Consider the following 24496-nt stretch of genomic DNA (forward strand, 5'->3'; position numbering starts at 1 on the left):
GGGCGACTCGCATGCAGATACAAACTCGCTACAAATCTCCCGCCAGCCGGCTTGACCTGGCCCCGCGCACGCCGTTGACGCTTACAGGGTCATGCCGAGGATGACATCCTGATAGTCGGTGCGGCCCACGCGGAAGGTGCGCCGGCCCACCTGCGCAAAGCCGCAACGCGCATAAAACGCCAGCGCATCGTGGTTTTCCGCGTACACGCCCAGCAGCACCCGCCCTGCCCCGCTGGCGCGCGCTTGGCTCAGCGCCGCCTGCATCAGGCGCTGGCCCACGCGCCGGCCCTGGAAGCGGTGCAGCAGGTAGATGCGCTTGATTTCCAGGTCGTCCGGCCGCGGGTCGGCCACCGGCAGGCTGGCCGGACTGAGTACCAGGTAGCCGACGGGCGCGCCGCCGGGCGTGGCCTCGGCCAGCCACAGGCGCATGGCCGGCAGCGCCAGCCAGTCGCGGTACAGCTGCGCGTCGTGCTGGCGCTGGCAATGGGCGATGACGTCGGCGCCATCGAGGATGCCGGCGAACGCCTCCAGGAAAGTCGCTTGCCCCACCAGCGCCAGCGCCGCTTCATCGCCCTTCGCGCACGGCCGGATGGCGATCGCCGCGTCAGTGTGTGTACTCATGTCGCTTGCCATGCTGTGCTCCTGATATGAAACAAGCCGGACGAAGCCGGCTTGGGTATGCTGTTGATGTGGGGGTTACTTGCCGCCCAAAGGCACCTCGCACAGGCAGTGCGTGAGGGCCATGAACGGTTTGTGCTCGCGCGTGATGCCCGACAGCCAGGAGAGGTCCTGCGCCATGCCCAGCGCCGCGTCGGCCGGCAAGCCCGTGCCGGCCAGGCCCAGTTTCACGTGTTCGCCCAGTCCCAGCGAGGCCATGGCCTTCGAGCCGAACATGCCGATCAGGCGGTCCACGTTCGACGTTTCCTGCTCCAGGTACGTCACGCGGTAGTCGGCGCCCAGCTTGGCGCGCTTGGCGGCCGACGCCAGCGCATCGCCATAGCTGCCGATGCGGTCGACCAGGTTGCGCTCTTTCGCCTGCAAGCCCGTCCAGACGCGGCCCTGCGCCACTTCATTGATCTTTTCCGGCGTCGTCTTGCGCGCCTTGGCGGCCAGGTTCAGGAAGTCGCCATACACGTGGTTGATCGAACCCTGGATCACTTGCGCGAAGCGGGGGTCGAGCGGACGCAAAGGGTTGCCCGCGTCGGCCAGCCAGGTGGTCGGCGAGCCGGCCGTGTGGATGCCCAGCTTTTCCACCACCTTGTCGGCCGTCGGCAGAATCGCGAACACGCCGATGGAACCGGTGATGGTGGCCGCGTCGGCGATGACTTCATCGGACGAGGTGCTGATCCAGTAGCCGCCGGAAGCGGCCACGTTGCCCATCGAGACGACCACCGGCTTGCCGGCGGCGCGCGTCAGTTCCAGTTCGCGGCGGATCAATTCCGAGCCGAAGGCGCTGCCGCCCGGCGAATCGACGCGCAGCACGATGGCCTTGATCGACTTGTCTTCGCGCGCCTGGCGGATCAGACGCGAGGTGGACAGGCCGCCGATGGCGCCCGGCGGCGCGATGCCGTCGCCGATTTCACCCGAGGCGATGACCACGCCGACGGCGTCGCCGATGTGCACGGGGCGCAGGCGCGCCAGGTAGTCGGTGTAGTTCACCTGGCGGAAGTTCGTCCCTTCCGTATTTTTGGCGCCGCGCGCCATCATGAACTGGCGCAGTTCATCGCGCGTTTTCAGGCCGTCGACCAGCTTGGCGTCCAGCGACAGCTTGCCCAGGTCGCCGCCGGCAGCCGTCATCAGCGCGGGCAGCGCATCGATCGATTGCATGATGGCGCCGGCCGGCAGCTTGCGCGCCTTTTCCACGTCCGTCGTGTAGGTGGTCCACAGGCCGTTGTTCAGGTAGCGGTCCGCTTCGGCCGCCGCTTCGGACGGGCCGTTGGCGATGAAAGGCTCGGCCGCGCTCTTATACGTGCCCACTTTCAGCAGGTTGACCGTCACACCCACCTTGTCGAGCGCGTCGCGGTAGTAATTGCGGTAGCGGCCAAAGCCTTCCAGCATGACGCCGCCCATCGGGTGCAGGAATACCTCGTCGGCCTTGACCGCCACCAGGTACTGGCGCTGGTTGTAGCTCGAACCCCAGGCCGTCACTTTCTTGCCCGAGGCGCGGAAGCGTCCCACGCCGGCCGCCACTTCGCGCAGCGACGCCAGGCCGCCGCCCTGCAATTCGTCAAGCAGGATGACCATCGAGCCGATGTTCTTGTCCTTGGCCGCCGTGTCGAGCACGGCCAGCACGTCGCGCAGCTGCACGCTTTTCTTGACTTCGCCGCTGACATTGGCCAGTACCGCTTCGCGCACGCCGCCCGGCGTTTCCTCGACCAGCGGGCCTTGCAAGTCCAGCACCAGCGTGGTCTTGTCCGCCAGGGGCTTGGCGCCGCCGCCGAAGATGGCGATCAGGATGGCGATGACGATCAGCAGGAAAATCAGGTTGATGACCGCGCGGCGGGTGGCGTCCAGCGCGCGCCAGAATGCGCCAAAGCCGCGGCGCAGCGGCGGGAAGGGGTTGAGTGACATCGATGCTCCGTGAGGTTATGTACCTAAAGGAAATCAATATAGCTGAAAATGGCCGCGATCGCCTTGGGATTCGTCTTATTTTGACAAGTATTGCGCGTCCTGGGCGCCCTGCCCTGGCGACGTGGAAATGAGGAACAGGCCGCCCAGCACGAGGGCGCCATTCAGTATCAGCAATTCCAGGCCGAGGCGGTAATGCGCGAACAGCAGCGCCTGCTCCTGCTCGATCAGCGCGCACAGCAGCGGCCCGGCCACGGCCACCAGCGGCACCCAGCGGTCGCGCACGCCGCGCCGGCTCAGCAGGCCGAAGGCGAACAAGCCCAGCAGCGGACCGTAGGTATAGCTGGCCAGCTTCAGGATCACGCCTATCATGCTGGGATCATCGAGCCACTTGAAGGCCATGATCAATATCAAGAACAATGCGGAAAAGCCCAGGTGCACGCGGCGGCGCCAGCGCATCTGCGTGGCGGCGCTCAAATCCTGCCGGCGCTGCAAGCCCAAAATATCGATGCAGAAGGTGGACGTGAGCGCCGTGAGCGCCCCGTCCACGCTGGGGAACAGGGCGGAAATGAGGGCGATGAAGAAAATCAGCTGCACCACGGCGGGAAAGTGACCGAGCACGACGGCGGGGAAGAGTTTATCGCCCGTCGCCGTCACGCCGGCCAGCGGCGCGTACAGGTGCAGCAGGCCGCCCAGAAACAGGAACAGCAGCAGCACGCCGGTCAGCACGACGGTGAGACTCAGCATGTTTTTTTGCGAATCGCGCAAGGTCCGCACGGAAATGTTCTTTTGCATCATTTCCTGGTCCATGCCCGTCATGGCAATCGTGATGAACATGCCGGCGAGAATGTGCTTCCACACGTAGGCGGGGCTGTCCGGGTCGGTAGTGAACATGCGCGTGAGGCCTTGCGCGCGCATGCGTTCGAGGCTGTCGACGAGCGACAAGTCCATCTCTCGCAGCAAAAACACGCTGCAGATGACGAGGCCGGCCAGCATGCACGCCGTTTGCAGGGTATCGGTCCAGACGATGGTTTTCACGCCCCCGTCATAGGTGTACAGCAGGATCAGCAGCAGCACGACGCACGACGTCAGCCAGAACGGCACGCCCAGGCTGTCGAGAATAGTTGCCTGCAGGATATTAACCACCAGATACAGCCGCGCCGTGGCGCCCAGCAGGCGCGAAACGATGAAAAACGCCGCCCCGCTCTGGTAGGAACGCCGGCCCAGACGCACTTCCAGGTAGCGGTAGATGGAGGTCAGCTGCAGCCGGTAGTACAGCGGCAGCAAGATAAAGGTGATGGCCAGGTAGCCGAGCACATAGCCGAGCATCAGCTGGATATAGCCGAAGCCGTTGCTGCCCACGGCGCCCGGCACGCTGATGAAGGTCACGCCCGTCAAGGTGGTGCCCACCATGCCGAAGGCCACCAGCATCCAGTTGCTGTCCTTGTTGCCGATGAAAAAACTGTCGTTGGTGGCATGGCGCGAGGTGCGCCACGCCACGCCCAGCAGGATCAAAAAATACGCGAGGACGACTGAAAACAGGGTGACTGGGGACATGGGCGATACGCTGGCGGCAAGGGGAACAGGGGCAGAAATATACAGCAAAGCCCCTGTTTATGCCGGCCTCAGCAGCCAGTCGGTTTGACTTTCTCCACTTCCAGGCCGAACCACGGACGCAGGCGCGTGCCGATGACGTTGCCGAGGAAGGCGCAGACCAGCCACAGCCAGCCGTGCAGGCTGCCCGAGACGATGCCGCTGAAATACGCGCCGATATTGCAGCCGTAGGCCAGGCGCGCGCCATAGCCGAGCAGCAAGCCGCCGACGACGGCGGCGATGATCGAACGGCGCGGGATGCGCCACACGGGCGCGTAACGTCCGGCCAGGGCCGCCGCCAGCATGGCGCCCAGCACGATGCCGATGTCCATCACGGAAGTCTTGTCTTGCGTCAATGGCGCGGCCAGGGCGGCGGCATTCGCCTTGGTGGACCAGTAGGCCCAGCTGGCCGTGTCGATGCCGACCACGGACGCCGCCTTGGCGCCCCACAGGGCAAACGCGGACGTCACGCCCCATGGACGGCCCGACAATGCCAGCGTGGCGAAATTCAGCACGACGAGCGCAACGGCGCCCGCCACCAGCGGCCACGGGCCGTGCAGCCAGGGCGACGCCTGCGCCGAGCGCAGGGGCGTGGCGACGAGCTTGCCATGGCGGCGCTTTTCAACGAAGACCGTAATGGCGGCGATCAAGGCAAAAACGATCCAGTTCAGCGCCAGCGCCGGCGCCAGGCCCAGTGTCGTGACGAGGGAAATGGGTTTCAATTGCGGCAGCGCCGTCCAGAACGGCATGTGCGCCGTGCCGATCACGGAGCCGACGATGAAGGCGGCCAGGGTGATGAGCATGCGCGTGCTGCCGCCGCCGACTGTATATAAGGTGCCGGACGCGCAGCCGCCGCCCAGCTGCATGCCGATGCCGAAGATGAAGGCGCCGAAGATGACGGAAGTGCCGGCCGGCGAAACGAGGCCCGCGACGGGCGTGCCGAACAGGGTGCCGGCGGACAGCGCGGGGAAAAACAGCGCCACGCCCACGGCCAGCATCAGCATTTGCGCGCGCAAGCCGTCGCCGCGGCCATCGGCGATGAAGACGCGCCAGGCTGACGTGAAACCGAACGCCGCGTGATACAGGGTGATGCCGAGCAAGGCGCCCACCACGTACAGCGCGGCCTGGTTGATGCCGACGGTGTGCGCCAGGTACCATGCACCGATCAGGATGAGCAACAGGGCGACGCCCAGCGGTTTCGGATTGATGGCGGCGCGCAGGCGCAGCAGTGACATTGCGGTATCGGACATGGGGAGTATGGGCGAGAGAAAGGTAAGCGCTATTGTAAACCCTGCTCTCGCGCATGCCAGCGACTTGCCTGTAGACTAATGCCCCACCGCATGCATCGACTTTTCGCCGCCCGCACGCACGGGGATGGGATTCAAGCGGTCCATCCGGCCGCTCAAGGCCGTCAAGCCAAAGGCGCCCAGCACGACGATGGCGCCGATCCAGCCCGTATGCGCGAGGCCCAGGTGTTCGACGATCAGGCCGCCGCCCCAGGCGCCGCCGGCGATGCCCAGATTAAAGGCGGCGATATTCAGGCCCGAGGCCACGTCGACGGCGCGGGGCGTGAAATGTTCCGCTTGCTGCACGACATACACTTGCAAGCCAGCCACGTTACCGAAGGCCACGGCGCCCCACAGCAGCACGGTGATGACGACGAGCACGGGATGCGGCGCCGTGAAGGTCAACAGCAGCAAAACCAACGCCAGCAGCAGGAAGATCAGTTTCAGGGCGCGCACTGGGCCTTTCTTGTCGGCCAGCTTGCCGCCCCAGATATTACCGAACGCCACGGAGACGCCATACACGAGCATCACCACGCCCACGGCGCCGGCGCTGAAACCCGACACTTGCTGCAAAATCGGCGCCAGATAGGTAAAGGCGATGAAGGAGCCGCCATAGCCGACGGCCGTCATGGCGTACACCAGCAGCAGGCGCGGCTGGCCCAGCACCTGCACTTGCTGCAGCAGCGAGGCCGGTTTGCTGTGCTTGATGGTCGATGGCACGTACAGCAGGCTGCCGACAAAGGCGACCAGGCCCAGCGCCGAAACGGCGAGGAAAGTTTCGCGCCAGCCGAAATGCTGGCCGATGAAAGTACCCAGCGGCACGCCCGTCACCAGGGCCACGGTCAAGCCCGTAAACATGATGGCAATCGCGCTGGCCGCCTTGTCCTTCGGCACCAGCGAGGTGGCGATGGTCGAGCCGATGGAAAAGAACACGCCATGCGCCAGCCCCGTCAGGATGCGGGCGACGACGAGGGTTTCGTAGCCCGGCGATTTCCAGGCCAGCAAGTTACCCAGGGTGAACAAGATCATCAGCGACAGCAGCAGGGTCTTGCGGGGAATCTTGCCCGTCAGGGCAGTCAGCACGGGCGCGCCGACGGCGACACCCAGCGCATACAGGCTGACCAGCAAGCCGGCCGACGGCAGGTTGACGCCCAGGTCGGCGGCGATGGTGGGCAACAGCCCCACGATGACAAACTCGGTGGTTCCGATGGCAAATGCGCTGAGGGTCAGCGCGAGCAAGGCAATGGGCATGGCAAACTCCGATAAATGATGTTGGCATGCAGTATCGGGGTTTTCTTTGTTTCGAAAAATACCTGATCGGGCAGAAGATAGTTGCGTACAGATCAATAATAGAGCGGTCTGCTACACTGGCCGCATCCACACGGGGTCACCACCATGAATTCAGAAAAACTGGCGCTGCTGGTCACGCGCGAAATGCCATATGGGAAGTATCAGGGACGCTTGCTGGCCGACTTGCCGGGCCACTACCTGGGCTGGTTCGCGCGCGAGGGCTTTCCCTCGGGCGAACTGGGCAGTTTAATTGCGCTGATGTACGAGCTCGACCACAACGATCTACGCAGCTTGCTTGACCCCTTGCGCACGCGCAAGTCGCCGTGGCGGCCGGGCGAATAGGACAGCGCTTAAAACTCGCGCAGCTTCTTTGCCAGCATGGTGCTGAACTCGCCACTTTCCACGAGCTTGTGCAATTCGCTGGCGCCGCCGATGAGCACGCCGTTGACAAAGACCATGGGGAACGTGGGCCAGCCCGTCCACATCTTGAGGGCATTGCGGCGGTGCCACTGGTTCAAATAGCTGCCGTATTGCAAGTACTGGTAGGGCGTGCCCAGCACGTCGAGGATCTTGCGCGCCTTGCGCGGGAACGGGTTGAGCGCCATGCCGACGACGACCACCTGGTGCGCGGCGACGGCCGCCTGCACTTCGCGCACGATGTCCTTGTGCTTGCTGCCGATCAAAGGGCGGGCGGCGGAATGGATCTGGGCTTGGTCAAGGATGGCGCGGGTCATGAAAGTCCTGGGGGGAGTGGCACGTGGCGTGCGGATCACGCATTGTGCCACGCGCCATGGCCGGCGTGGGCTACACTGCGCCTCTTCTCCCCTACGCGTGAAATATATGCAAGGAATCAATGTCATGCCTGAATGCCGCACACGCCGCCTGCTCGTCTCGCTCCTGCTCGCCACCTGCTCCTGCAGTGCCCTGGCCGCCGCCGATCCCGGGCTTGAAAGCGGCCTGATCCAGGCGCTGTACCTGAAAAAGGGCACGCCGCAAAGAGCGGGCACCTCGGGCAAGGCCATCCGGGCTTACATGCGCGAAGGCTACATCGGCAAGCGCCCGGACCAGCGCTTCGATTACACCGATTACTACCTGCTGAAAAAGCCGGCCAGCTTCATGGGGCATGAACTGGTGCTCATCGAAGAAGAATACATCACCCAATACATCGGCTGCTGCGTCAGCCCCGGCGCGGGCGTCACGGTCAGGGTGCAGGGCAGCACGCAGAAGCTGCAAGCGTTCGCCCGCACCCAGCGCTGCACCTTGAACGACCCCGTCGATATCGGACATGCACTGAACGAAGTGGCCATCAAGAACAGGATGCCCAAAGGCCATTACGCGTCCCTGAGCTGCCGCGAGCGCGACGCCGAGCGCGATGAGCCTTGATGGCGGGCGGCGCTCAAAACAGCTCGTCGAGCAGCAAATGAAATTGCAGCTTGCCTTGATCGATATCAAGGAGCCCATATTGCTCAGCAAACCTTTGCTGTAGCGCGGCGTCCAACTCACCAAGAGCACGCCAGACGATGGCCAGGTCCTGGTAACGGTCGGCAACGCCCGCCCGGCCCACGTCGAGGCAGCCGACGACGGCGCCATCATGCATCAGGATATTGTCCAGCGAAAAATCGCCATGCGTGACGACGAGGTCGGGGGTGAGCGGCAGGTACTCTTGCAGCGCCAGCCACACTTGCTGCGCCGTCCAGCCTTCCCGCTCGGCATCGAAATCGCCGGCATCGACGAGGCCCGCATTGATGCGCTGGCGCGCCTGAACCAGCCGCACAGCATGGCCGGCGTCGAATGGGCAGTCGCTGACGGGAAGCGCGTGCAGGCGGCGCAGGAAGGCCGCCAGCGCGTCGGTCACGGCGGGCCCAAGGGCGGGGTTTTCTTCCAGTACCTGGCGAGCCGTCTTGCCCGGCAGCGCCGCCGTCAGCAGCCAGGCCTGCTCCGGGTCCGCCGCGCGGGCAAATTGCGCCACCGCCGGCACGGGCAGGTACTGCGCCAGCCAGCGCAGGCGCGCCAGTTCGTCGGCGAGCTCGGCAGCGGCGGCACCCCTGCCGTGTTTCAGGAACAGGGCCGGCGCACCGTTCCTGCCCTGCAGGCGGTAGACGGCAGCGTCCGATTCGCCGATGCTGTCGCGCGCCCAGTCGTACCCTGCCACGGCGGCGCGCAGGCTGGCGGGCATGGCGGCCAGCACGGCCGCTTGCTTCTTGCAGGAGAGCGTCATCTGCCTGGCCCTTGTTCTATGTCAGCGGCACGTGCAAGCCCATCTTGAGGCAAGTCAAGGCCACCGACGTGCGGTAGCGCCGGATATTGTCGTCGCCCCCGAACAGGCGTTCCGTCAGCGCCTCGTATTCGGCCATGCTGCTGGCGGTGATGACCAGCAGGTAGTCGGCCTCGCCCGTGATGCCGTAGCACTGCTGGATTGCAGGCTCGGCCATGATGCGCGCGCGCATGCCGGCCGTGCGCAGCGGATGCTCGTCGTGCAGATGCACTTCCACCGTCAGTATCAGGGGCCGGCCCAAGCGGCTCGCGTCGAGCACGGCCACCTCGTTGCGGATCACCCCGCTCTCGCGCAGGCGGCGGATGCGCCGCTGCACGGCCGGCGCGGACAGGTGCACGGCCTGGGCGATTTCGCGCTGCGAGGTCGTGTTATCGCGCTGCAAGATATCGAGGATGGCCAGGTCGAAGGCGTCGAGGGCGACAGCAGGCGTGAGCGAAAGTTGCGTCATAGAGGTCGAAATGCAGTGCAAATATCGGAGCAGACACAATAAACTTTCACCACTTCGATATCAAGCCATTTATCACCATGCCATTACGCCGCTATTCCTCGTTGATTCCCCTGCTGGCCATCCTCGGCTCCGTCACCTGCCTGGGACTGGGCACGTCATGGGCCAAGCACAGCCTGTTCCCGCTGGTGGGCGCGCAAGGCACGACGGCCGTGCGCGTGGGCTTTTCCGCCCTGCTGCTGTTGCTGTTCTGGCGTCCGTGGCGCTGGCAGCTGAGCCGCGCCGACCTGCGCACGGTGGCCCTGTATGGCGCAGCGCTGGGTTTGACGAACCTGTGCTTCTACATGGCCTTGCGCACGATACCGTTTGGCATCGCCGTCGCCATCGAATTTTCCGGCCCGCTGGCCGTGGCGCTGCTGGCCTCGCGCCGCCCGCTCGACTTCGTCTGGGTGGCCCTGGCCGTGGCGGGACTGGCGCTGCTCCTGCCGCTCGGTCACGACGTCAGCAATCTCGATCCCACGGGCGTGCTGTTCGCCCTGGGCGCCGCCGTCTGCTGGGCTTCGTACATCGTTTTCGGCAAGCGCGCCAGCCATTTGCATGCGGGACATTCCGTGTCGCTGGGCCTGGCCATGGCCGCGCTGGTGGTGGTGCCCGTCGGCGTGATGCACAGCGGCGCCGCCCTGCTCTCGCCGGTGGTCTTGGCCGTGGGGCTGGGCGTGGCCCTCATTTCCAGCGCCATCCCGATCTCGCTGGAAATGGTGGCCCTGAAGCGGCTGACGCCGCAAGCGTTCGGCATCATGAGCAGCATGGAGCCGGCCGTGGCCGCCATGCTCGCGTTCATCCTGCTGGACGAACGGCTGGACGCGCCGCAATGGCTGGCCATCGCCATGATCATGGCCGCATCGATGGGCAGTTCCTACATGGCGCAGCGCATGAAGAAACCGGCGCCGGCCGTCGCCGTGCATACCTGAACCTCAGTGCGCGGCCGCACCCGCCACGTGCGACGCCAGGTTCTTGCGCGCCAGCCAGGCCAGCGGCAGCAGGGCCAGCAGCGCGGCGGCCACGCCGGCCCACGGCGACGACGCCATCAGCTGACGCGACACCATCAGCGCACCGAGCATGGAACCGAAGGAAATGCCGAGATTAAACGCGGAAATGTTCAGGCCCGAGGCAAAATCGACGGCTTGCGGCGTGTAGCGCTCGGCCGTGGCCAGCATGCCGGCCTGCAAGGCAGGCGACAGGCCGAAGGCGAACACGCCCCAGACGAACAGCATCACCGTCATCATCCAGGGAGAACTGATGCTCAGCGCCACGCCCGCTTGGGTGACGGCCAGCAACAGCAGCATCACGCGCAAGGCCTTTTGCCAGCCCAGGTGGCTGGTCAGGTAGCCGCCCGCCAAGTTGCCGGCAAAGGTGGCGATGCCGAACACGATCAGCAAGGCGCTGGCCATGGTGGCGGAAAAGCCCGTCACATCCGTCAGGATGGGCGTAATAAACGTGAAGGCCGCAAAGCTGCTGCCAAAGCCAAACGTCGTAATCGCCATCATCGTCAGGATGGGGCCGCTGCCGAGGGCTGCCAGCTGCGTCATGGCCTTGCCGCCCTTGCCTTGCTGCAAGCCGGCCGGCAGCCAGCGCGCCATGGCGGCCAGGCCCAGCGCGGCCAGCAGCACCACGGCAAAGAAGGGTAGGCGCCAGCCCATCAAGTTGCCGAGGAAACTGCCGAACGGCACGCCGATCACCATGGCCAGGGTCAATCCCGCAAACATCACGGAAATCGCCCTGCCCGCCTGCGCCTTGGTGACGAGGCTGGCGGCCACGGTGGCGCCGATGGCAAAGAAGGTGCCGTGCGCCACGGCCGTGATGACACGCCCCAGCAGCAACAATTCGAACGTGTGCGAAAAGGCGGCCAGCAGGTTACCGGCCAGGAACACGCTCATCAGCCCCAGCAAGGCCGCCTTGCGCGGCAGGCGCGACATCAGCAGCACCAGCAGCGGCGTGCCGATGGCCAGCGCCAGCGCATACAGGCTGACCAGCGAGCCGGCCGATTCGATGGAAATATGCAGATCCTTCGCGATGGTCGGCAAGATGCCGACGACGATGAATTCGGTCACGCCGATGGCAAAGGCGCCGACGGCCAGCGCCAGCACGCCGGGCGGCATCTTGCTGGCGTGCGGTAAAACAGGGGTTGCGGTGGTCATGATGGCTCCAACAAGGGTTCAAGCCAGCCAGTGTATCGATGCAAGCGCTTTTGATATAGACTTCAATAATGGAAACACCTGTGAAATGGATTCAATAATGGCCAGGCAAGACATCAACCGCGCGTTCGAGATGGCCGTGTTTGCCGCCGTGGTGGAAACGGGGGCTTTTTCCGCCGCCGCGCGCCGCCTGGCCTTGACGCCGTCGGCCGTCAGCAAGCTCGTCAATCGACTGGAAGCGCGGCTCGGCGCCCGTTTGCTGCAGCGCAGCACGCGCCAGCTGCACACCACGCCCGAGGGCGACGCCTTTTTTATCCAGTGCAAGCGCATCCTCGACGATATCGACGGCGCCGAGCGCGAAGCATCGCAGGGGGCGGCGCCGCGCGGGCGCCTGCGCATCAACTGTTTCGTGCCGTTCGGCGTGCGCCATCTGCTGCCCATCCTGCCCGAGTTCGCGCAACGCTATCCCGACATCGTGCTCGACGTCGTCGTCAGCGACGCCATCGTCGATTTGCTGGAAGACCGCACCGACATCGCCATCCGCACGGGCAAGCTGAAGGAATCGAACCTGGTGGCGCGCAAACTCGGCGAAGACGCGATGGTGGTCGTCGCCTCGCCCGCGTACGCGGCGCGCCACGGCCTGCCGCGCACGCCGCAGGAGCTGTCAACACACAATTTGCTGGCCTTCAACTTCCGCTGCCAGAACGAAACCTGGCCCTTCCTCGATGGCGCGGGCGGAACGGTGCAGGTGGCGCCGCAGGGCAATACCTGCGTCAGCGATGGCGAAAGCATGCGCCAGCTGGTGCTGGCCGGCATGGGGCTGGGACGCTTTTCGCGCCAGCACGTGCTGCGCGACATCGAGCGAGGCGATTTGATACCCGTGCTGCAGGACTACAACCCGGGCGACAAGGAACTCGTGCACGCCGTCTTCGTGGGACCGGGCTTGCAAGTGCCGGCGCGGGTGCGCGTGATGCTCGATTATCTGCTGGAAAAAGTAAAACTGGGGTGAACGCCGCCTGCACGCCTCGCGTCCTATAATCGGCCCTATCGTTGAAACTTCAGGGAGCCGCGTCATGCATGAGGCCTTGATCCACACCTTGCAAACCCGCTTCAGCCAGCACAGGCACCGCCATCCGGGATGGACATGGGACAGCGTGCTGGCGCGCTTGAACGCCGCTCCCGCCAGCCTGGCGGTATTGCAGCAAATGGAGGATACGGGTGGCGAACCGGACGTCATCGGGCGCGCCGGCGACACGGGCGCCGTCACGTTTTGCGATTGTTCAGCAGAAAGCCCGCTCGGCCGGCGCAGCCTGTGTTTCGATGCGGCAGCCCTGGCCGCGCGCAAGGCCAACAAGCCGGCCGGCAGCGCCATGGCCATGGCACAGGCGATGGGCATCGAATTGCTGACGCAGGCGCAGTACCGCCAGTTGCAGGAACTGGAACCGTTCGACCGGAAAACCTCGAGCTGGATCGCGACGCCGGACAGCATCCGGGCGCTGGGCGGCGCGCTGTTTTGCGACCGCCGCTATGAACAGGTCTTCGTCTACCACAATGGCGCCGAGTCGTATTATGCGAGCCGGGGTTTCCGTGGACTATTCAACGTCTGACCATCGCTGGCTCAGGCCAGTTCTTCCAGCCGCAATTGCCGGCCTTCATCGAGCATCAGCTCGAATTCGGCCGCCGGCACGGCCGGACTGAACAGATAGCCTTGCAGCTGGTCGCAGCCGAGTTCGCGCAGGAAACGCATCTGCTCGGCCGTTTCCACCCCTTCGGCGACGATTTCCTGGCGCAGCTGCTGCGCCATGGTGACGATGGCGCGGGCGATGGCGCAATCGTTTTCCTCGAACGGCAAGCCGATGACGAAGGAGCGGTCGATTTTCAAGGTGCTGATGGGGAATTTTTTCAGATACGCCAGGCTGGAATAGCCGGTGCCGAAGTCGTCCAGCGCCAGCGCCAGGCCCATGGCCACCAGCTGGTTCATGATGTCAATCACCTTGTCGGCGCCGCGCATCAACAGGCTTTCCGTGATTTCCAGCATGATCTGGTCGGGCCGCACGCCGTAGCGTTCCAGCACGGCCGCTATGCGCGCCGGCAACTGTTCATCGAACTGGCGCGCCGACAGGTTGACGGCGATGGCCGGCATGTGCAGGCCCCGGTCTTCCCAGCTGCGGATCTGGCGGCACGCCTCGTCCAGCACCCAGGTGCCCAGCTCCAGAATCAGACTGGTTTCCTCGGCGACGGGGATGAAGAGGCCGGGCGAGACCATGCCGCGCATCGGATGCTTCCAGCGCAGCAAGGCTTCCGCGCCCACGATGCGCCCGCTGGCCAGGCTCACTTTCGGCTGGTAATGCAATTCCAGTTCCTTGTCGCCCAGCGCCAGGCGCATCTCGCTTTCCAGGCGCAAATGTTCCTTGGCCCTGCGGTTCATGTCTTCGCGGTAGAACAGGAAGGTCGATTCGATGGTCTGGCTTGCCTTGGACACGGCCACGTCGGCAAAGCGGAACAGGGCCGGCGCTTCCAGGCCGTCTTCCGGATACACGGTGATGCCGATGCTGGCGCCCACGTGCAGGGCGTGCGTATCGATATTGATCGGCGCCTCCAGCAGGTTGAGCAGCTTTTGCGCCACGTTGGCCGCGTGTTCGCGCTTTTCGATGTGCAGCAGGGCGACGACGAACTTGCTGTTGTCGACGCGCGCCAGGATATCGGCGTCGCGCAGGGCGCCGCGGAACAGCTGGCCGATGGCGATCACCAGCTGGTCGCCCACTTCATGGCCCAGGGTGTCACTGATGGAACCGATGCGGCTGATGTCGATGACCATCAGCGCGCCATGCGTGCCCTGCCGTTTCGCTTCGGCCAGGCCCTGGTCGACCAGCTGGTTCAGCAGGCAGCGGTTGGGCAAGCCCGTCAGGCTGTCATAGTTGGCCATGCGCTGCATGCGCGCCTCGGCATCCTTGTGCACGGAGATATCGGAAAACAGGGAAAACACGTGGCTGATTTCGCCGAATTCGTCGCGCACGACGCTGATGGTGACGTCTTGCGGGAACAGTTCGCCATTCTTGCGCTTGCCGATGATTTCGCCGCGCCAGGAACCGTGTCCGCGCATGGCGGCGCGCACCTTGGCGCGGAAGTCGGGATCGTGCACGCCCGAGCGCAGCAAGTCCGGCGTGCGGCCGATGGCTTCGGCAGGCGAATAGCCGGTGATGCGGGAAAACGAACTGTTGATCGAGACGATGCGCTCTTCCGCATCCGTGATCAGCACGGCTTGCTCGCTGTCTTCGATGATGCGTGCGTGCAACCTTACCTTGTCCACGTCGGACAGCGGCTCGCTCATGGCCGACAGGCGCACGGCCATGCCGCACGCCTTGCCCGCCTGGTCGTGGATCACGTGGCGGTGCATGCGCAGCCACGTCACCATGCCCGACTTCTTGCGCCGGCGCACGTCGGTGGCCACGTCGCCCTGCGTGAAATGCAATTCCAGCACGCTCGCTTCCGCGTCGTCTTCCGGATACAGGAACAGGATGTGCTGGCCCAGCGCTTCCAGTTCGGAATAGCCGAACATCTGTTCGGCGCCATGATTCCAGCCGATCAGGAAGCCGTCGGGATCGATTTCCAGCAAGGCGTCGGGGGGCGCCACGCGCACCACGGGCCGGCTGGCGCCGCGCAGCCGCTCCAGCTCTTCCTCCAGCCGCGCCAGGGTGGCGGCCTGCTGCGGCCCAGCCTGTTCACGGGCATCCTGGGCCAGGCGCAGGCACAGCGCAACCTTCGCCTCAAGCATGGCAACCCCACTCTTGGGCCAGGTCAGGGGAACAGATCAGGGGCGCTGCGGTGTGTGTAATCATCAAAATCCCACTGTGGGGCGTGGAGGTCGGGCGGAAATACTGTGAATATGGTAACTTAAAAATGTTGGCGTATGTCAACATTTTAAGACCTACGCCGAATGGCCCGGCAGATGCTGCGCCAGGCGGGCAAACACATCCGGTTCGCGCATGCGCGCCATCCACCAGCGCAGCGCGGCGCCATCCTCGCCCACTCGCCAGGCCAGGTAAAACGTTTCCGACGGTTTCGGCTCTTCGACGGCCTTTTCCACCAGCAAGCCACGCGCGATGGCGGCGCGCGCGCACGGTCCCGGCAAAAAGCCAAAGCCCAGCCCCAGCACCTGGTAATCGAACTTGACCTGCATGTTCGGCACGCTCAAGGCATCTTGTCCCAGCAGCAGGCCCACCGTGCGCGGCGCCATCTGGCGCGCCGAGTCGGCCACCACCACGGCCCGGTGCTGCTGCAGGTGGCCGCGCGACAAGGGTTCCGTCACCTGCGCCAGCGGATGCGTGGGTGCCACGGCAAACACGAAGTCGAGCATGCCGATCGGCTGCGCGATGTAGCCGCCGCCCGCCGGCCCGTCGCCGGGCGCGCCCACCAGCAAGTCGGCGCGCCGGTCCAGCAGCGCTTCCCACGTGCCCGACAGGGTGTCTTGCGACAAGCGCAAGCGCGTCTGTTGCGCCACGTCATAGAAAGCGCGCACGTCGTCGGCCAGCGCCACGGCGGAAAACATGGAATCGATGCCGATGGACAATTCCGTTTCCCAGCCGGAAGCCACGCGGCGCACGCGGTGTTCGAGGTCCTGCGCCGCCTTCAGCAGGTAGCGGCCCTCTTTCAGCAATTCCTGGCCGGCCGCCGTCAGCATGACTTTCGGGCCATTGCGCTGGAACACCTGCACGCCCAGGTCGTCTTCCAGCTTGGCCACCGTATAGGAAATGGTGGACGGGACTTTGTGCAACTCCTTGCCGGCCGACGAGAACGAGCCGCGGCGGTCGATGGCGTCGACGATTTGCAGGGCTTCCAGGCTCAGTCTTAACATTCGATTTTTTCGATCATAGGTCGCAAGATTTTCCGTTTTTCTTTCCCGGCACAGGGGCCTATACTTTCTCCATCGTACAGCGAAGGGCAGAGGCCACAGCGTAGCGCCAGGCAACGGTCCTTCGAAATTATCGCACATTAACTTATAGAAACGGAGTCCACCATGTTACAGATTCGTCACAGCGAAGAACGCGGCGCCGCCAACCACGGCTGGCTCAATTCCCACCACAGCTTTTCCTTCGGCAGCTACCACGATCCGCTGCACATGGGCTTTGGTCCCTTGCTGGTGATCAATGAAGACCGGGTCACGCCAGGCCAGGGTTTCGGCACGCACGGCCACCGCGACATGGAAATCATTTCGTATGTGCTCGACGGCGCGCTCGAGCACAAGGACAGCATGGGCACCGGTTCCGTCCTGCACTACGGCGACGTGCAGCGCATGAGCGCCGGCAGCGGCGTGCGCCACAGCGAGTTCAACCATTCGAACACGGATGGCTTGCACTTCCTGCAGATCTGGATCCAGCCGAACGTGGCGGGCATTCCCCCCAGCTATGAAGAAAAACACTTCACGCCGGACAGCAAACGGGGCAAGCTGCGCCTGATCGCGTCCTCCGACGGCCGCCAGGGTTCCGTGCTGATCCACCAGGATGCGGCCATCTACGCCAGCATCCTGCAGGAAGGCGAGCAAGCCGAACATGCGCTGGACGAAGGCCGCCTCGCCTACGTGCACCTGATCCGCGGCAGCCTGGTCGTCAACGGCACGCCGTTGAAAGCGGGCGATGCGCTGAAACTGACGCAGGAAGCGGCCGTGATCATCACGCAAGCAGAGGACGCAGAGTTTCTGGTCTTCGATTTACCGAAATAATTGATAAATACAAAGAAAGAGAAAATCATGGAAAACAGAACCAACGTATTGCTGCCCCTCGGCCGTGCCGCCCTTGGCGTGCTGTTCTTTGTTTCGGGCTTGCTGAAAATCGGCGGCTTTGCGGGCGTGGCCGGCTACATGGCCAGCCAGGGCTTGCCAATTGCCAATATTTTGCTGGTGGGCGTGATCGTCCTGGAAGTGGGCGGCGGCTTGCTGCTGATCACGGGCTGGCAGGCGCGCTGGGCGGCGCTGGCCCTGGCGCTGTTCCTGATCCCGACGACGCTCATCTTCCACGCCTTCTGGAGCGCCGATGCGGCCCACTTCCAGGAGCAGCTGACGAACTTCCTGAAGAACCTGTCCATCTTCGGCGGCATGCTGTTGCTGGTGGAGCGCGGCTTTCGCCAGGCCAGATAAGGCTAAGGCCGCCTGACCGGACGGGCCCGTCATGGACGCGGCCCGCCCGGCCGGCAGCCTGTCACCGTTTTGTCATCAAGCTGACATGGCGCTGTCACATTCGACAACTATCATGCGGTTGCCTTTAAATCACGCAACCACAGGACATCGCAGCCCATGAACAAGCCCAACGATCTGGCCATCCGCGCCACCGATCTGAACGACATTGACAGCAACGCGTCCCACGACAACCATTTCAACAGCATCCTGAACGCCCGCCTGAGCCGCCGCAACTGGCTGCGCGGCAGCGCCGTCACGGCCGCTACCGCCGTCATGGGTTCGATGGGCCTGTCCGCTTGCGGCGGCGGCAGCGATGCGGCCGCCGTCACGCCGACGCCGACGCCGACGCCAACGCCGACGCCCGAAAAACTGCTGGCCTTCACGGCCGTGCCAAAAAGCCTGGCCGACGTCGTGTCGGTGCCGGCCGGCTACACGGCCACCGCCCTGTATGCGCTGGGCGACTCGCTGCGCGCGGCCACGCCAGCCTACAAGAACGACGGCAGCGATACCGATTTCGACAACCGCGCCGGCGACCACCACGACGGCATGGAATACTACGGCCTGTCCGCCGCAGGCGCGCCGCTGGCATCCGGCGCCGAACGGGGCTTGCTGGCGATGAACCACGAAGCGACCACCGACGAAAAACTGTCCTCGCACTTCCTGCACGTGAATGGCGGCACCACCACGCTGCCGCGCCCCGCCGCCGAAGTCGACAAGGAAGTGGCCGTCCATGGCCTGAGCGTGGTGGAAGTCAAGAAGACGAGCAGCGCCTGGGCCACGGTCAACGATTCCGCCTTCAACCGCCGCGTCACGCCGCTGACGGATATCGAGCTTGCCGGCCCCGTGCGCGGCAACGCCCTCGTGGTGACCAAGTACTCGCCGACCGGCACCAAGACGCGCGGCACCATCAACAACTGCGGCACGGGCAAGTCGCCATGGGGCAGCTACCTGTCCGGCGAAGAAAACTGGGCCGGCTACTTCACGCGCTCGGCCACCGACAACGCCGCGCGCGGCGACAAATCCGTGGTGTCGCTGAACCGCTATGGCCGCAGCCAGGGCGGCGCCTCGCGCCACGGCTGGGAAACGGGCGGCAGCGACGACAAGTACGCGCGCTGGAACCTGAGCAAGATCGGCGCATCGGCCGATGGCAGCGACGACTACCGCAATGAGCTGAACGGCATGGGCTACATCGTCGAGATGGACCCGTACGACAAAACCAAGGCGATCCGCAAGCGCACGGCGCTGGGCCGCTACGCGCACGAAAGCGCCGCCTTCAGCGTGCCGGCCGTGGGCCAGCAGCTGGCCGTCTACATGGGCGACGATTCGCGCAACGAATACATCTACAAATTCGTCACGGCCGCCGTCTGGGCCGCGGCGGACGCCAACCCGGCCGACCGTATCGCCACGGGCGACAAATACCTCGATTCGGGCAAGCTGTACGTGGCCAAGCTGGCCGCCGACGGCACCGGCCAGTGGATCGAGCTGGCCCTGTCGAACGCGCAGATCCAGGCGTACGGCGCCTACAAGTTCGCCGACCTGGCCGACGTGCTGGTCAACGCCCGCCTGGCGGCCGACGCCGTGGGCGCAACAAAAATGGACCGCCCGGAATGGTGCTCGGTCAACCCGGCCAACGGCGAGATCTATTACACGCTGACCAACAACTCGAACCGCACCGTCAATCCGAGCGGCTCGTCGCAGCTGGCGCCGGACGGCGGCAACCCGCGCGCCTACACGGACATGAAGGGCAGCAGCGCGCAAAACGGCAATCCGAACGGCCATATCATCCGCTTCAAGGAAGGCACGGGCGCGGCGGCAGCCACCAGCTTTACCTGGGATGTCTACCTGTTCGGCGCCGAGAGCGGCGCCGACGCCAGCAAGATCAACCTGTCGAACCTGACGGCCGACCAGGATTTCTCGAGCCCGGACGGCCTGGCCTTCAGCCCCTACACGGGCATCTGCTGGATCCAGACCGACGATGGCGCGTACACGGACGTGACCAACTGCATGATGCTGGCCGCCATCCCCGGCAAGGTGGGCGACGGCGCCAAGTCCACCCTGAACTACGCCACGGCGGCCGGCGGCAACCTGGCCGTCGACACCTTCATCGGCAAGAAACCCACGGCCGACACGCTCAAGCGCTTCCTGGTGGGGCCGGTCGGCTCGGAAATCACGGGCATCAGCGAAACGCCGGACGGCAAGACCATGTTCATCAACATCCAGCATCCGGGCGAAAACACCGCGCTGGCGAATATCGGCGATCCGTCCAAATACACGAGCCAGTGGCCGGCCAACGCCGGTTATGGCGCCGGTAAGCGTCCCCGCTCGGCCACCATCGTGATCACCAAGAACGATGGCGGACGCATCGGCAGCTGATGTCACCTGCCTGGCGGCGGCATCCGCCAGGCAAAGCCGGCCATCCACCTTGTAAAAGGAGGAAGTGCCCTTAAGTAAGGTTCATCACCAGACATTGCAACAACCGAATGGCAACCGGGGAAAAACGTTTCCCGGCTTTTTGGTATGATGGCAAGGCGCGCCGGCACCGGAGTGGTGTCGCGCGCCTTTTATTTTTGATAATTACTTATATGAGCACAACCATGCAAAGCGGCGCAGACCTCCTGGCGACAGGCGAATTGGATTACACGACTTCCTGCGCACTGCCGACGCCGTGGGCCCAGTTCACCCTGCACGCCTTTGTCGAGCACGCCACTGGTAAAGAACACCTGGCCATGGTGCTGGGCGATATCGGCAACGGCGAACCGGTGCTGGCGCGCGTGCATTCCGAGTGCCTGACGGGCGACGTGCTGTTTTCGCAGCGCTGCGACTGCGGCGCCCAGCTCGAGGGCGCCTTGAAACGCATCGCCGAAGAGGGCCGCGGCATCTTGCTGTACCTGCGCCAGGAAGGACGCGGCATCGGCCTGATCAACAAGATCCGCGCCTACCGCCTGCAGGAAGCGGGCGCCGACACGGTGCAGGCAAATGAACAGCTGGGCTTCAAGGCCGACGCGCGCAACTACACCTTGTGCAAGCCCATGTTTGCGCAATTCGGCATCCACAGCCTGCGCTTGATGACGAACAACCCGCGCAAGATCGCCGCCATGGAAGCGCTGGGCATCACGGTGGCCGAACGGGTGCCGCTGCTGGTTAACCGCAACGCCTTCAACCAGCACTACCTGAATACCAAGCAAAGCAAGCTCGGTCACATGATGACGCCGCAAACGGCGCCGGCGCTGGAAGACGGCGCCCTGTAGTTCCCCGGGCCGGCGCGTGCGCGATACCGCGCCGGGCCGGCCGCGCTCCTGCTCACGCACAAAGGATGCATGAAATTATCTAACTACGCCTGCTTGCTGGCCAGCCTGTGCGCTGCCGCAGGCGCCCACGCGGCCGCGGCGCCTGTACCTGCCGCGCCTGCCGCGGCCACCTCCGCTTCGACTCCCCCCCTCAAGCCGCCGCCGGCCACCGCCGCGCCCGCCGCCACCGAACATGCGGCCCTGCCGCCGCCCTCGTCGGCCGCGCAAAAGCTGTACACGGCGGCGCGCGCCGACATCCTGCAAGTGCGCGTGCTGCTGAAAAACGGCCGCACGCAGTCATCGGTGGGTTCCGGCTTTTTGATCGGCACGGGCGACCTGGTGGTGAGCAACTATCACGTGGTCTCCCAATTCGCCCTCGACCCCGATACCTACGTGGGCGAATGGGTCGACACCAGCGGCCAGCGCGGCAACGTGGAATTGCTGGCCGTCGACGTGCTGCACGACCTGGCCGTGCTGCGCGTGAACCGCCATGGCACGGGTTTCTTCAAGATGCCGGAAGGGCTGGCGCCGCTGACGCAGGGCCAGTACCTGTATTCGATGGGTAATCCGCTGGACCTGGGCTTCGCCATTTCGGAAGGCTCGTACAACGGCGTCGTCACGCGCAGCTTCTACGACCAGCTGATGTTTACGGGACCGATCAATTCCGGCATGAGCGGCGGCCCCAGCGTCACGGCGAACGGCGACGTCGCCGGCATCAATGTCTCGAAACGCCTCGATGGCGAACTCGTCAGTTTTCTCGTGCCGGCCCGCTACGCCCAGCAATTGCTGGCCAAGGTGGCGCAGCAAGGCAAGCCGCCGAAGGACTTCAAGCCGCTGGTGACGGCGCAACTGCTGGCGCACCAGGAAGTCATGCTGGCGCGCCTGCTCGACACGCCATTGAGCCTGAAAGCCATGGGCCCGTACCGCGTGCCCGTGCGCGAGTCCGACCAGATGCGCTGCTGGGGCCGCTCCAACGTCAAGTCCGACAAGCCCTACATGCTCGACAACACCAGCTGCGCCATGGAATCGGCCATCTTTATCTCCGGCGCCCTGCAGACGGGGCAAGTGTCGATGCGCCACGAATTCCTGCGCAGCAGCGGTCTGGGCGCCCTGCGCTTTTCCGAGCTGGCCAGCGCTTCGTTCAAGAATGAAAGTTTCGGCAGCTACAAGAGCGCCAACCTGACAGGCCCGCAATGCACCGAACAGTTCGTCAAGAACAAGACCCTGCCCCTGCGCGCCGTCCTGTGCGTGCGCGCCTACCGCAAGTTTACCGGCCTGTACGACTTTGCCCTGCTGGCCGCCAGCACCGATGAGCCACTCATGAGCCTGCAAAGCCGCATCGACGCGCGCGGCGTGTCCTACGCCAACGGCATGCGCGTCACGCGCACCTTCCTCGAAGCACTGTCGCGCGCACCATCCACCACTGGAACGCGCAAGCCATGAAAGCACCGTACTTCATCGAAATCCTCGCCGAGAATGGCGAAGTGCGGCAACGCCAGCGGATCGACACCCTGCCGATCCGCATCGGGCGCGGCTACGACAACGACTTCATCCTCGACGACGCGCATACGGCCGCCGCGCACGCCATCGTCGAAGACGACGGCGCAGGCGGCCTGCTGCTGCGCGACCTGGGCAGCCAGAATGGCGTGATCCACCGGGGCCAGCGGCAATTGCAGGTGGCCATGACGGGCAACAGCATCGTGCGCCTGGGCCACACGCGCCTGCGCGTGCGCGCCAGCGACCACCCGGTGGCGCCCGAACTGGGCGACACGACCCGGCACGACTGGGAAGGCTTGCGCCCCGCCATCGCCGGCCTGGCCATGATCGGCGCCTCGGCCGCCTTCAGCAACTGGCTCAGCGATGCGGACGCCTTCGAGCCGATTTCCTACCTGATGATCATCGCCTACGCGCTGGCCGGCGGCCTCGTGTGGGCGTCGATCTGGGCCGTGGCAAACCGCCTGTTTGGCCATGGGGCGCGCTTCGGCCGCCACCTGTTCATCATCGGCTGCGGCTTGCTGGCCATGGAAGTGTGGGAACTGGGCAGCAATGTGGCGGCGTATGCGCTGTCGCTGGAAGTGCTGACGCGCTACGGACGGCATATGTTCATCGTTATTGTATGCGCGATGATCTATTACCATTTGTGCACGATCAAGCCGCAGCACCCGCGCCGTTTCGGCCTCGTCGCCGTCGTGCTGGCCATCGTGGGCTCGACCCTGATCCTGCTGAGCAACCTGCAGGCCAGCGGCCGCCTGGCCGACGAAGCCTACATGTCCGTGATCTACCCGCCAGCCTTGCGCCTGAGCCCGGATCACGCGACGGACGCCTTCTTCCGCGACGCGGCCAGCCTGCAGCGCGCCGTCGACGCCGAGCGCGGCCAGGCGGCCAAGGGCGCCGACGAAGACGAAGACAGCGGCGACTGAACCGCTATCATGCAAAAAGCCCGCCGGATCCTGACGCACCGGCGGGCTTTTTTACGTGCGCCGCGAAGGGCGCAGAATACTGCCAGAACTCGTGCTTAAAACTTGTCGTCCTGTTTGTGGCGCGCCGTGAAGCCCAGCAAGCCCAGGCCGATCAGCAGCATGGCGTAGATGGTTGGTTCCGACACTTCCGACACCAGGCCGTCGGTGCCGGCAATGCTGGACGGATGGTTGCCAGCCGCCTTGAATTGCACTTGCTGGCCACCATCGCAGCAGTTTTCCAGTTCGAAGAGGCGCAAAGTGTGGCTATCGACCAGCAAGGACCTCGAGGCGCTGAGGAACTGGCTGCCATTATCGCTGGCAGCGCCCGCCGCACCATAGGCGGCGGAATCGTGCGCGCCAGCGTTCCAGTAGCCGGTGGACAAGGGGATGGTGCTGGCGTTCGCATTGGCAAACACAGCGGCAACGATCAGGAACAAGGCGATTCTGGGCAAGTTTTTCATGATGGTCTCCAATCAGTATTCAACGGGCGCAACAGGCGTGAAGGCGCTTGAGCTGAATACACGCTGCATTGAGGCGTGTCGGCGTAGCGCAGGAATTGCAAGAATGAGCGGTCGGGGGCGTGGCTTCCGCAAAACTTCGCGGACTTGCGGCGTACCATGGCGGCACTGCAAGCGTCCTGGAAAGGGTTCGGGTTCCCGGGACAAAACCAGACAATTGACGGGTCAGGTGAAACGTTGAGTCTATTCTATCTTAAATTCCCTAGAAGAAAATTATTTTTCTTTTAGGCATGTAAGATATTTATATGACAAGCACCTTGAAACAGGCTGAACAAGCCTGCCGGGACGACCATTTTACTCCTGGCGCGCTGGCCGGACCTGTCGCGCAAGCGCCACAAGCGCGCGCGCCAGTGTCGCATCTTGCGCATTTCTTTTCGCATGCCGCTGCACCACGCGGCGAAACAGCAT

The 24496-nt window shown here is 64.6% G+C and carries 23 protein-coding genes; 11 read left to right on the forward strand and 12 right to left on the reverse strand.

Features of this window, described 5'->3' with window-relative positions; genetic code table 11:
- Window positions 1-81 precede the first annotated feature (81 nt).
- The 5 genes from BZG29_RS20485 to BZG29_RS20505 all read right to left on the reverse strand — a co-directional run bounded on the left by BZG29_RS20485 (window position 82) and on the right by BZG29_RS20505 (window position 6698).
- Window positions 82-621, reverse strand: coding sequence for a GNAT family N-acetyltransferase (locus BZG29_RS20485; RefSeq protein WP_077406972.1), 540 nt, complete (start codon window positions 619-621; stop codon window positions 82-84).
- A gap of 75 nt (window positions 622-696) precedes the next feature.
- Window positions 697-2571, reverse strand: a complete 1875-nt coding sequence (sppA, locus tag BZG29_RS20490) for a signal peptide peptidase SppA (RefSeq protein ID WP_077406975.1) — start codon at window positions 2569-2571, stop codon at window positions 697-699.
- Window positions 2572-2646: 75 nt separating this feature from the next.
- Entirely contained in the window at window positions 2647-4125 is a 1479-nt protein-coding gene (locus BZG29_RS20495; RefSeq protein WP_077406978.1) for a sodium:solute symporter, read from the reverse strand.
- Window positions 4126-4193: 68 nt separating this feature from the next.
- Window positions 4194-5411, reverse strand: a complete 1218-nt coding sequence (locus BZG29_RS20500) for a YeeE/YedE family protein (RefSeq protein WP_077406980.1) — start codon at window positions 5409-5411, stop codon at window positions 4194-4196.
- 75 nt (window positions 5412-5486) lie between these two features.
- Window positions 5487-6698 carry an MFS transporter gene (locus tag BZG29_RS20505; protein WP_077406983.1) on the reverse strand — a complete coding sequence of 404 codons (1212 nt, stop codon included), beginning with the start codon at window positions 6696-6698 and terminating at the stop codon, window positions 5487-5489.
- A 144-nt stretch (window positions 6699-6842) separates the two neighbouring features.
- Between BZG29_RS20505 and BZG29_RS20510 the strand changes: the two genes are divergently transcribed.
- Entirely contained in the window at window positions 6843-7079 is a 237-nt protein-coding gene (locus BZG29_RS20510) for a DUF3820 family protein (RefSeq protein ID WP_034749909.1), read from the forward strand.
- Window positions 7080-7087: 8 nt separating this feature from the next.
- On the opposite strand, the gene BZG29_RS20515 is transcribed toward BZG29_RS20510, so the two are convergent.
- Complete coding sequence (locus BZG29_RS20515) at window positions 7088-7471, reverse strand: glutaredoxin (RefSeq protein WP_077406986.1); 384 nt, start codon at window positions 7469-7471, stop codon at window positions 7088-7090.
- Between the two features lie 124 nt (window positions 7472-7595).
- Between BZG29_RS20515 and BZG29_RS20520 the strand changes: the two genes are divergently transcribed.
- Window positions 7596-8120 (forward strand): hypothetical protein, encoded by a 525-nt coding sequence (locus BZG29_RS20520; protein WP_077406989.1) that lies wholly within the window; start codon window positions 7596-7598, stop codon window positions 8118-8120.
- A gap of 13 nt (window positions 8121-8133) precedes the next feature.
- On the opposite strand, the gene BZG29_RS20525 is transcribed toward BZG29_RS20520, so the two are convergent.
- A complete protein-coding gene (locus tag BZG29_RS20525) occupies window positions 8134-8955 on the reverse strand; it encodes an APH(3')-I family aminoglycoside O-phosphotransferase (protein WP_077406992.1) in 822 nt (273 codons plus the stop codon).
- Between the two features lie 16 nt (window positions 8956-8971).
- The gene (locus tag BZG29_RS20530) at window positions 8972-9460 is read right to left on the reverse strand and encodes an Lrp/AsnC family transcriptional regulator (protein WP_077406995.1); all 489 of its coding nucleotides are present in this window, start codon (window positions 9458-9460) and stop codon (window positions 8972-8974) included.
- A 77-nt stretch (window positions 9461-9537) separates the two neighbouring features.
- On the opposite strand from BZG29_RS20530, the gene BZG29_RS20535 reads away from it, so the two are divergent.
- The gene (locus BZG29_RS20535) at window positions 9538-10428 is read left to right on the forward strand and encodes a DMT family transporter (protein WP_077406998.1); all 891 of its coding nucleotides are present in this window, start codon (window positions 9538-9540) and stop codon (window positions 10426-10428) included.
- A 3-nt stretch (window positions 10429-10431) separates the two neighbouring features.
- Here BZG29_RS20535 and BZG29_RS20540 read toward each other — a convergent pair whose 3' ends face one another.
- A complete protein-coding gene (locus tag BZG29_RS20540) occupies window positions 10432-11655 on the reverse strand; it encodes an MFS transporter (RefSeq protein WP_077407001.1) in 1224 nt (407 codons plus the stop codon).
- 85 nt (window positions 11656-11740) lie between these two features.
- On the opposite strand from BZG29_RS20540, the gene BZG29_RS20545 reads away from it, so the two are divergent.
- Both BZG29_RS20545 and BZG29_RS20550 read left to right on the forward strand, forming a co-directional pair.
- Window positions 11741-12661 carry a LysR family transcriptional regulator gene (locus tag BZG29_RS20545; RefSeq protein WP_253192663.1) on the forward strand — a complete coding sequence of 307 codons (921 nt, stop codon included), beginning with the start codon at window positions 11741-11743 and terminating at the stop codon, window positions 12659-12661.
- Window positions 12662-12725: 64 nt separating this feature from the next.
- Entirely contained in the window at window positions 12726-13259 is a 534-nt protein-coding gene (locus BZG29_RS20550; RefSeq protein ID WP_077407007.1) for a DUF4256 domain-containing protein, read from the forward strand.
- Window positions 13260-13270: 11 nt separating this feature from the next.
- Here the strand turns inward: BZG29_RS20550 and BZG29_RS20555 are convergent, their stop codons facing one another.
- Together BZG29_RS20555 and BZG29_RS20560 are read right to left on the reverse strand one after the other, a co-directional pair.
- On the reverse strand, window positions 13271-15427 hold the full coding sequence (locus tag BZG29_RS20555) for an EAL domain-containing protein (protein WP_077407010.1): 2157 nt from the start codon (window positions 15425-15427) through the stop codon (window positions 13271-13273).
- A gap of 153 nt (window positions 15428-15580) precedes the next feature.
- Entirely contained in the window at window positions 15581-16507 is a 927-nt protein-coding gene (locus BZG29_RS20560) for a LysR family transcriptional regulator (protein WP_077407013.1), read from the reverse strand.
- 162 nt (window positions 16508-16669) lie between these two features.
- Between BZG29_RS20560 and BZG29_RS20565 the strand changes: the two genes are divergently transcribed.
- The 6 genes from BZG29_RS20565 to BZG29_RS20590 all read left to right on the forward strand — a co-directional run bounded on the left by BZG29_RS20565 (window position 16670) and on the right by BZG29_RS20590 (window position 23531).
- Window positions 16670-17371: a pirin family protein gene (locus BZG29_RS20565; RefSeq protein ID WP_077407016.1), complete on the forward strand. Its 702-nt coding sequence runs from the start codon at window positions 16670-16672 to the stop codon at window positions 17369-17371.
- A 27-nt stretch (window positions 17372-17398) separates the two neighbouring features.
- On the forward strand, window positions 17399-17785 hold the full coding sequence (locus BZG29_RS20570; protein ID WP_077407019.1) for a DoxX family protein: 387 nt from the start codon (window positions 17399-17401) through the stop codon (window positions 17783-17785).
- Window positions 17786-17941: 156 nt separating this feature from the next.
- Complete coding sequence (locus BZG29_RS20575) at window positions 17942-20197, forward strand: PhoX family phosphatase (protein ID WP_077407021.1); 2256 nt, start codon at window positions 17942-17944, stop codon at window positions 20195-20197.
- A gap of 221 nt (window positions 20198-20418) precedes the next feature.
- Window positions 20419-21072, forward strand: coding sequence for a GTP cyclohydrolase II (ribA, locus tag BZG29_RS20580; RefSeq protein WP_077407024.1), 654 nt, complete (start codon window positions 20419-20421; stop codon window positions 21070-21072).
- A 69-nt stretch (window positions 21073-21141) separates the two neighbouring features.
- Window positions 21142-22554 carry a serine protease gene (locus BZG29_RS20585; RefSeq protein WP_077407027.1) on the forward strand — a complete coding sequence of 471 codons (1413 nt, stop codon included), beginning with the start codon at window positions 21142-21144 and terminating at the stop codon, window positions 22552-22554.
- On the forward strand, window positions 22551-23531 hold the full coding sequence (locus tag BZG29_RS20590; protein ID WP_077407030.1) for an FHA domain-containing protein: 981 nt from the start codon (window positions 22551-22553) through the stop codon (window positions 23529-23531). Before BZG29_RS20585 ends, BZG29_RS20590 begins: the two co-directional genes overlap by 4 nt.
- 95 nt (window positions 23532-23626) lie before the next feature.
- Here BZG29_RS20590 and BZG29_RS20595 read toward each other — a convergent pair whose 3' ends face one another.
- Window positions 23627-24031: a PEP-CTERM sorting domain-containing protein gene (locus BZG29_RS20595; protein ID WP_077409214.1), complete on the reverse strand. Its 405-nt coding sequence runs from the start codon at window positions 24029-24031 to the stop codon at window positions 23627-23629.
- Window positions 24032-24496 lie beyond the last annotated feature (465 nt).

The sequence above is a fragment of the Janthinobacterium sp. LM6 genome (genome assembly GCF_002002885.1).
GTDB lineage: Bacteria > Pseudomonadota > Gammaproteobacteria > Burkholderiales > Burkholderiaceae_D > Janthinobacterium > Janthinobacterium kumbetense.

Excerpts from the sequence above, each read along its gene's own strand:
- BZG29_RS20485 (WP_077406972.1), bottom strand. The coding sequence starts at position 621 with ATGAGTACACACACTGACGCGGCGATCGCCATCCGGCCGTGCGCGAAG.
- sppA (WP_077406975.1), bottom strand. The coding sequence starts at position 2,571 with ATGTCACTCAACCCCTTCCCGCCGCTGCGCCGCGGCTTTGGCGCATTC.
- BZG29_RS20495 (WP_077406978.1), bottom strand. The coding sequence starts at position 4,125 with ATGTCCCCAGTCACCCTGTTTTCAGTCGTCCTCGCGTATTTTTTGATC.
- BZG29_RS20500 (WP_077406980.1), bottom strand. The coding sequence starts at position 5,411 with ATGTCCGATACCGCAATGTCACTGCTGCGCCTGCGCGCCGCCATCAAT.
- BZG29_RS20505 (WP_077406983.1), bottom strand. The coding sequence starts at position 6,698 with ATGCCCATTGCCTTGCTCGCGCTGACCCTCAGCGCATTTGCCATCGGA.
- BZG29_RS20510 (WP_034749909.1), top strand. The coding sequence starts at position 6,843 with ATGAATTCAGAAAAACTGGCGCTGCTGGTCACGCGCGAAATGCCATAT.
- BZG29_RS20515 (WP_077406986.1), bottom strand. The coding sequence starts at position 7,471 with ATGACCCGCGCCATCCTTGACCAAGCCCAGATCCATTCCGCCGCCCGC.
- BZG29_RS20520 (WP_077406989.1), top strand. The coding sequence starts at position 7,596 with ATGCCTGAATGCCGCACACGCCGCCTGCTCGTCTCGCTCCTGCTCGCC.
- BZG29_RS20525 (WP_077406992.1), bottom strand. The coding sequence starts at position 8,955 with ATGACGCTCTCCTGCAAGAAGCAAGCGGCCGTGCTGGCCGCCATGCCC.
- BZG29_RS20530 (WP_077406995.1), bottom strand. The coding sequence starts at position 9,460 with ATGACGCAACTTTCGCTCACGCCTGCTGTCGCCCTCGACGCCTTCGAC.
- BZG29_RS20535 (WP_077406998.1), top strand. The coding sequence starts at position 9,538 with ATGCCATTACGCCGCTATTCCTCGTTGATTCCCCTGCTGGCCATCCTC.
- BZG29_RS20540 (WP_077407001.1), bottom strand. The coding sequence starts at position 11,655 with ATGACCACCGCAACCCCTGTTTTACCGCACGCCAGCAAGATGCCGCCC.
- BZG29_RS20545 (WP_253192663.1), top strand. The coding sequence starts at position 11,741 with ATGGATTCAATAATGGCCAGGCAAGACATCAACCGCGCGTTCGAGATG.
- BZG29_RS20550 (WP_077407007.1), top strand. The coding sequence starts at position 12,726 with ATGCATGAGGCCTTGATCCACACCTTGCAAACCCGCTTCAGCCAGCAC.
- BZG29_RS20555 (WP_077407010.1), bottom strand. The coding sequence starts at position 15,427 with ATGCTTGAGGCGAAGGTTGCGCTGTGCCTGCGCCTGGCCCAGGATGCC.
- BZG29_RS20560 (WP_077407013.1), bottom strand. The coding sequence starts at position 16,507 with ATGTTAAGACTGAGCCTGGAAGCCCTGCAAATCGTCGACGCCATCGAC.
- BZG29_RS20565 (WP_077407016.1), top strand. The coding sequence starts at position 16,670 with ATGTTACAGATTCGTCACAGCGAAGAACGCGGCGCCGCCAACCACGGC.
- BZG29_RS20570 (WP_077407019.1), top strand. The coding sequence starts at position 17,399 with ATGGAAAACAGAACCAACGTATTGCTGCCCCTCGGCCGTGCCGCCCTT.
- BZG29_RS20575 (WP_077407021.1), top strand. The coding sequence starts at position 17,942 with ATGAACAAGCCCAACGATCTGGCCATCCGCGCCACCGATCTGAACGAC.
- ribA (WP_077407024.1), top strand. The coding sequence starts at position 20,419 with ATGCAAAGCGGCGCAGACCTCCTGGCGACAGGCGAATTGGATTACACG.
- BZG29_RS20585 (WP_077407027.1), top strand. The coding sequence starts at position 21,142 with ATGAAATTATCTAACTACGCCTGCTTGCTGGCCAGCCTGTGCGCTGCC.
- BZG29_RS20590 (WP_077407030.1), top strand. The coding sequence starts at position 22,551 with ATGAAAGCACCGTACTTCATCGAAATCCTCGCCGAGAATGGCGAAGTG.
- BZG29_RS20595 (WP_077409214.1), bottom strand. The coding sequence starts at position 24,031 with ATGAAAAACTTGCCCAGAATCGCCTTGTTCCTGATCGTTGCCGCTGTG.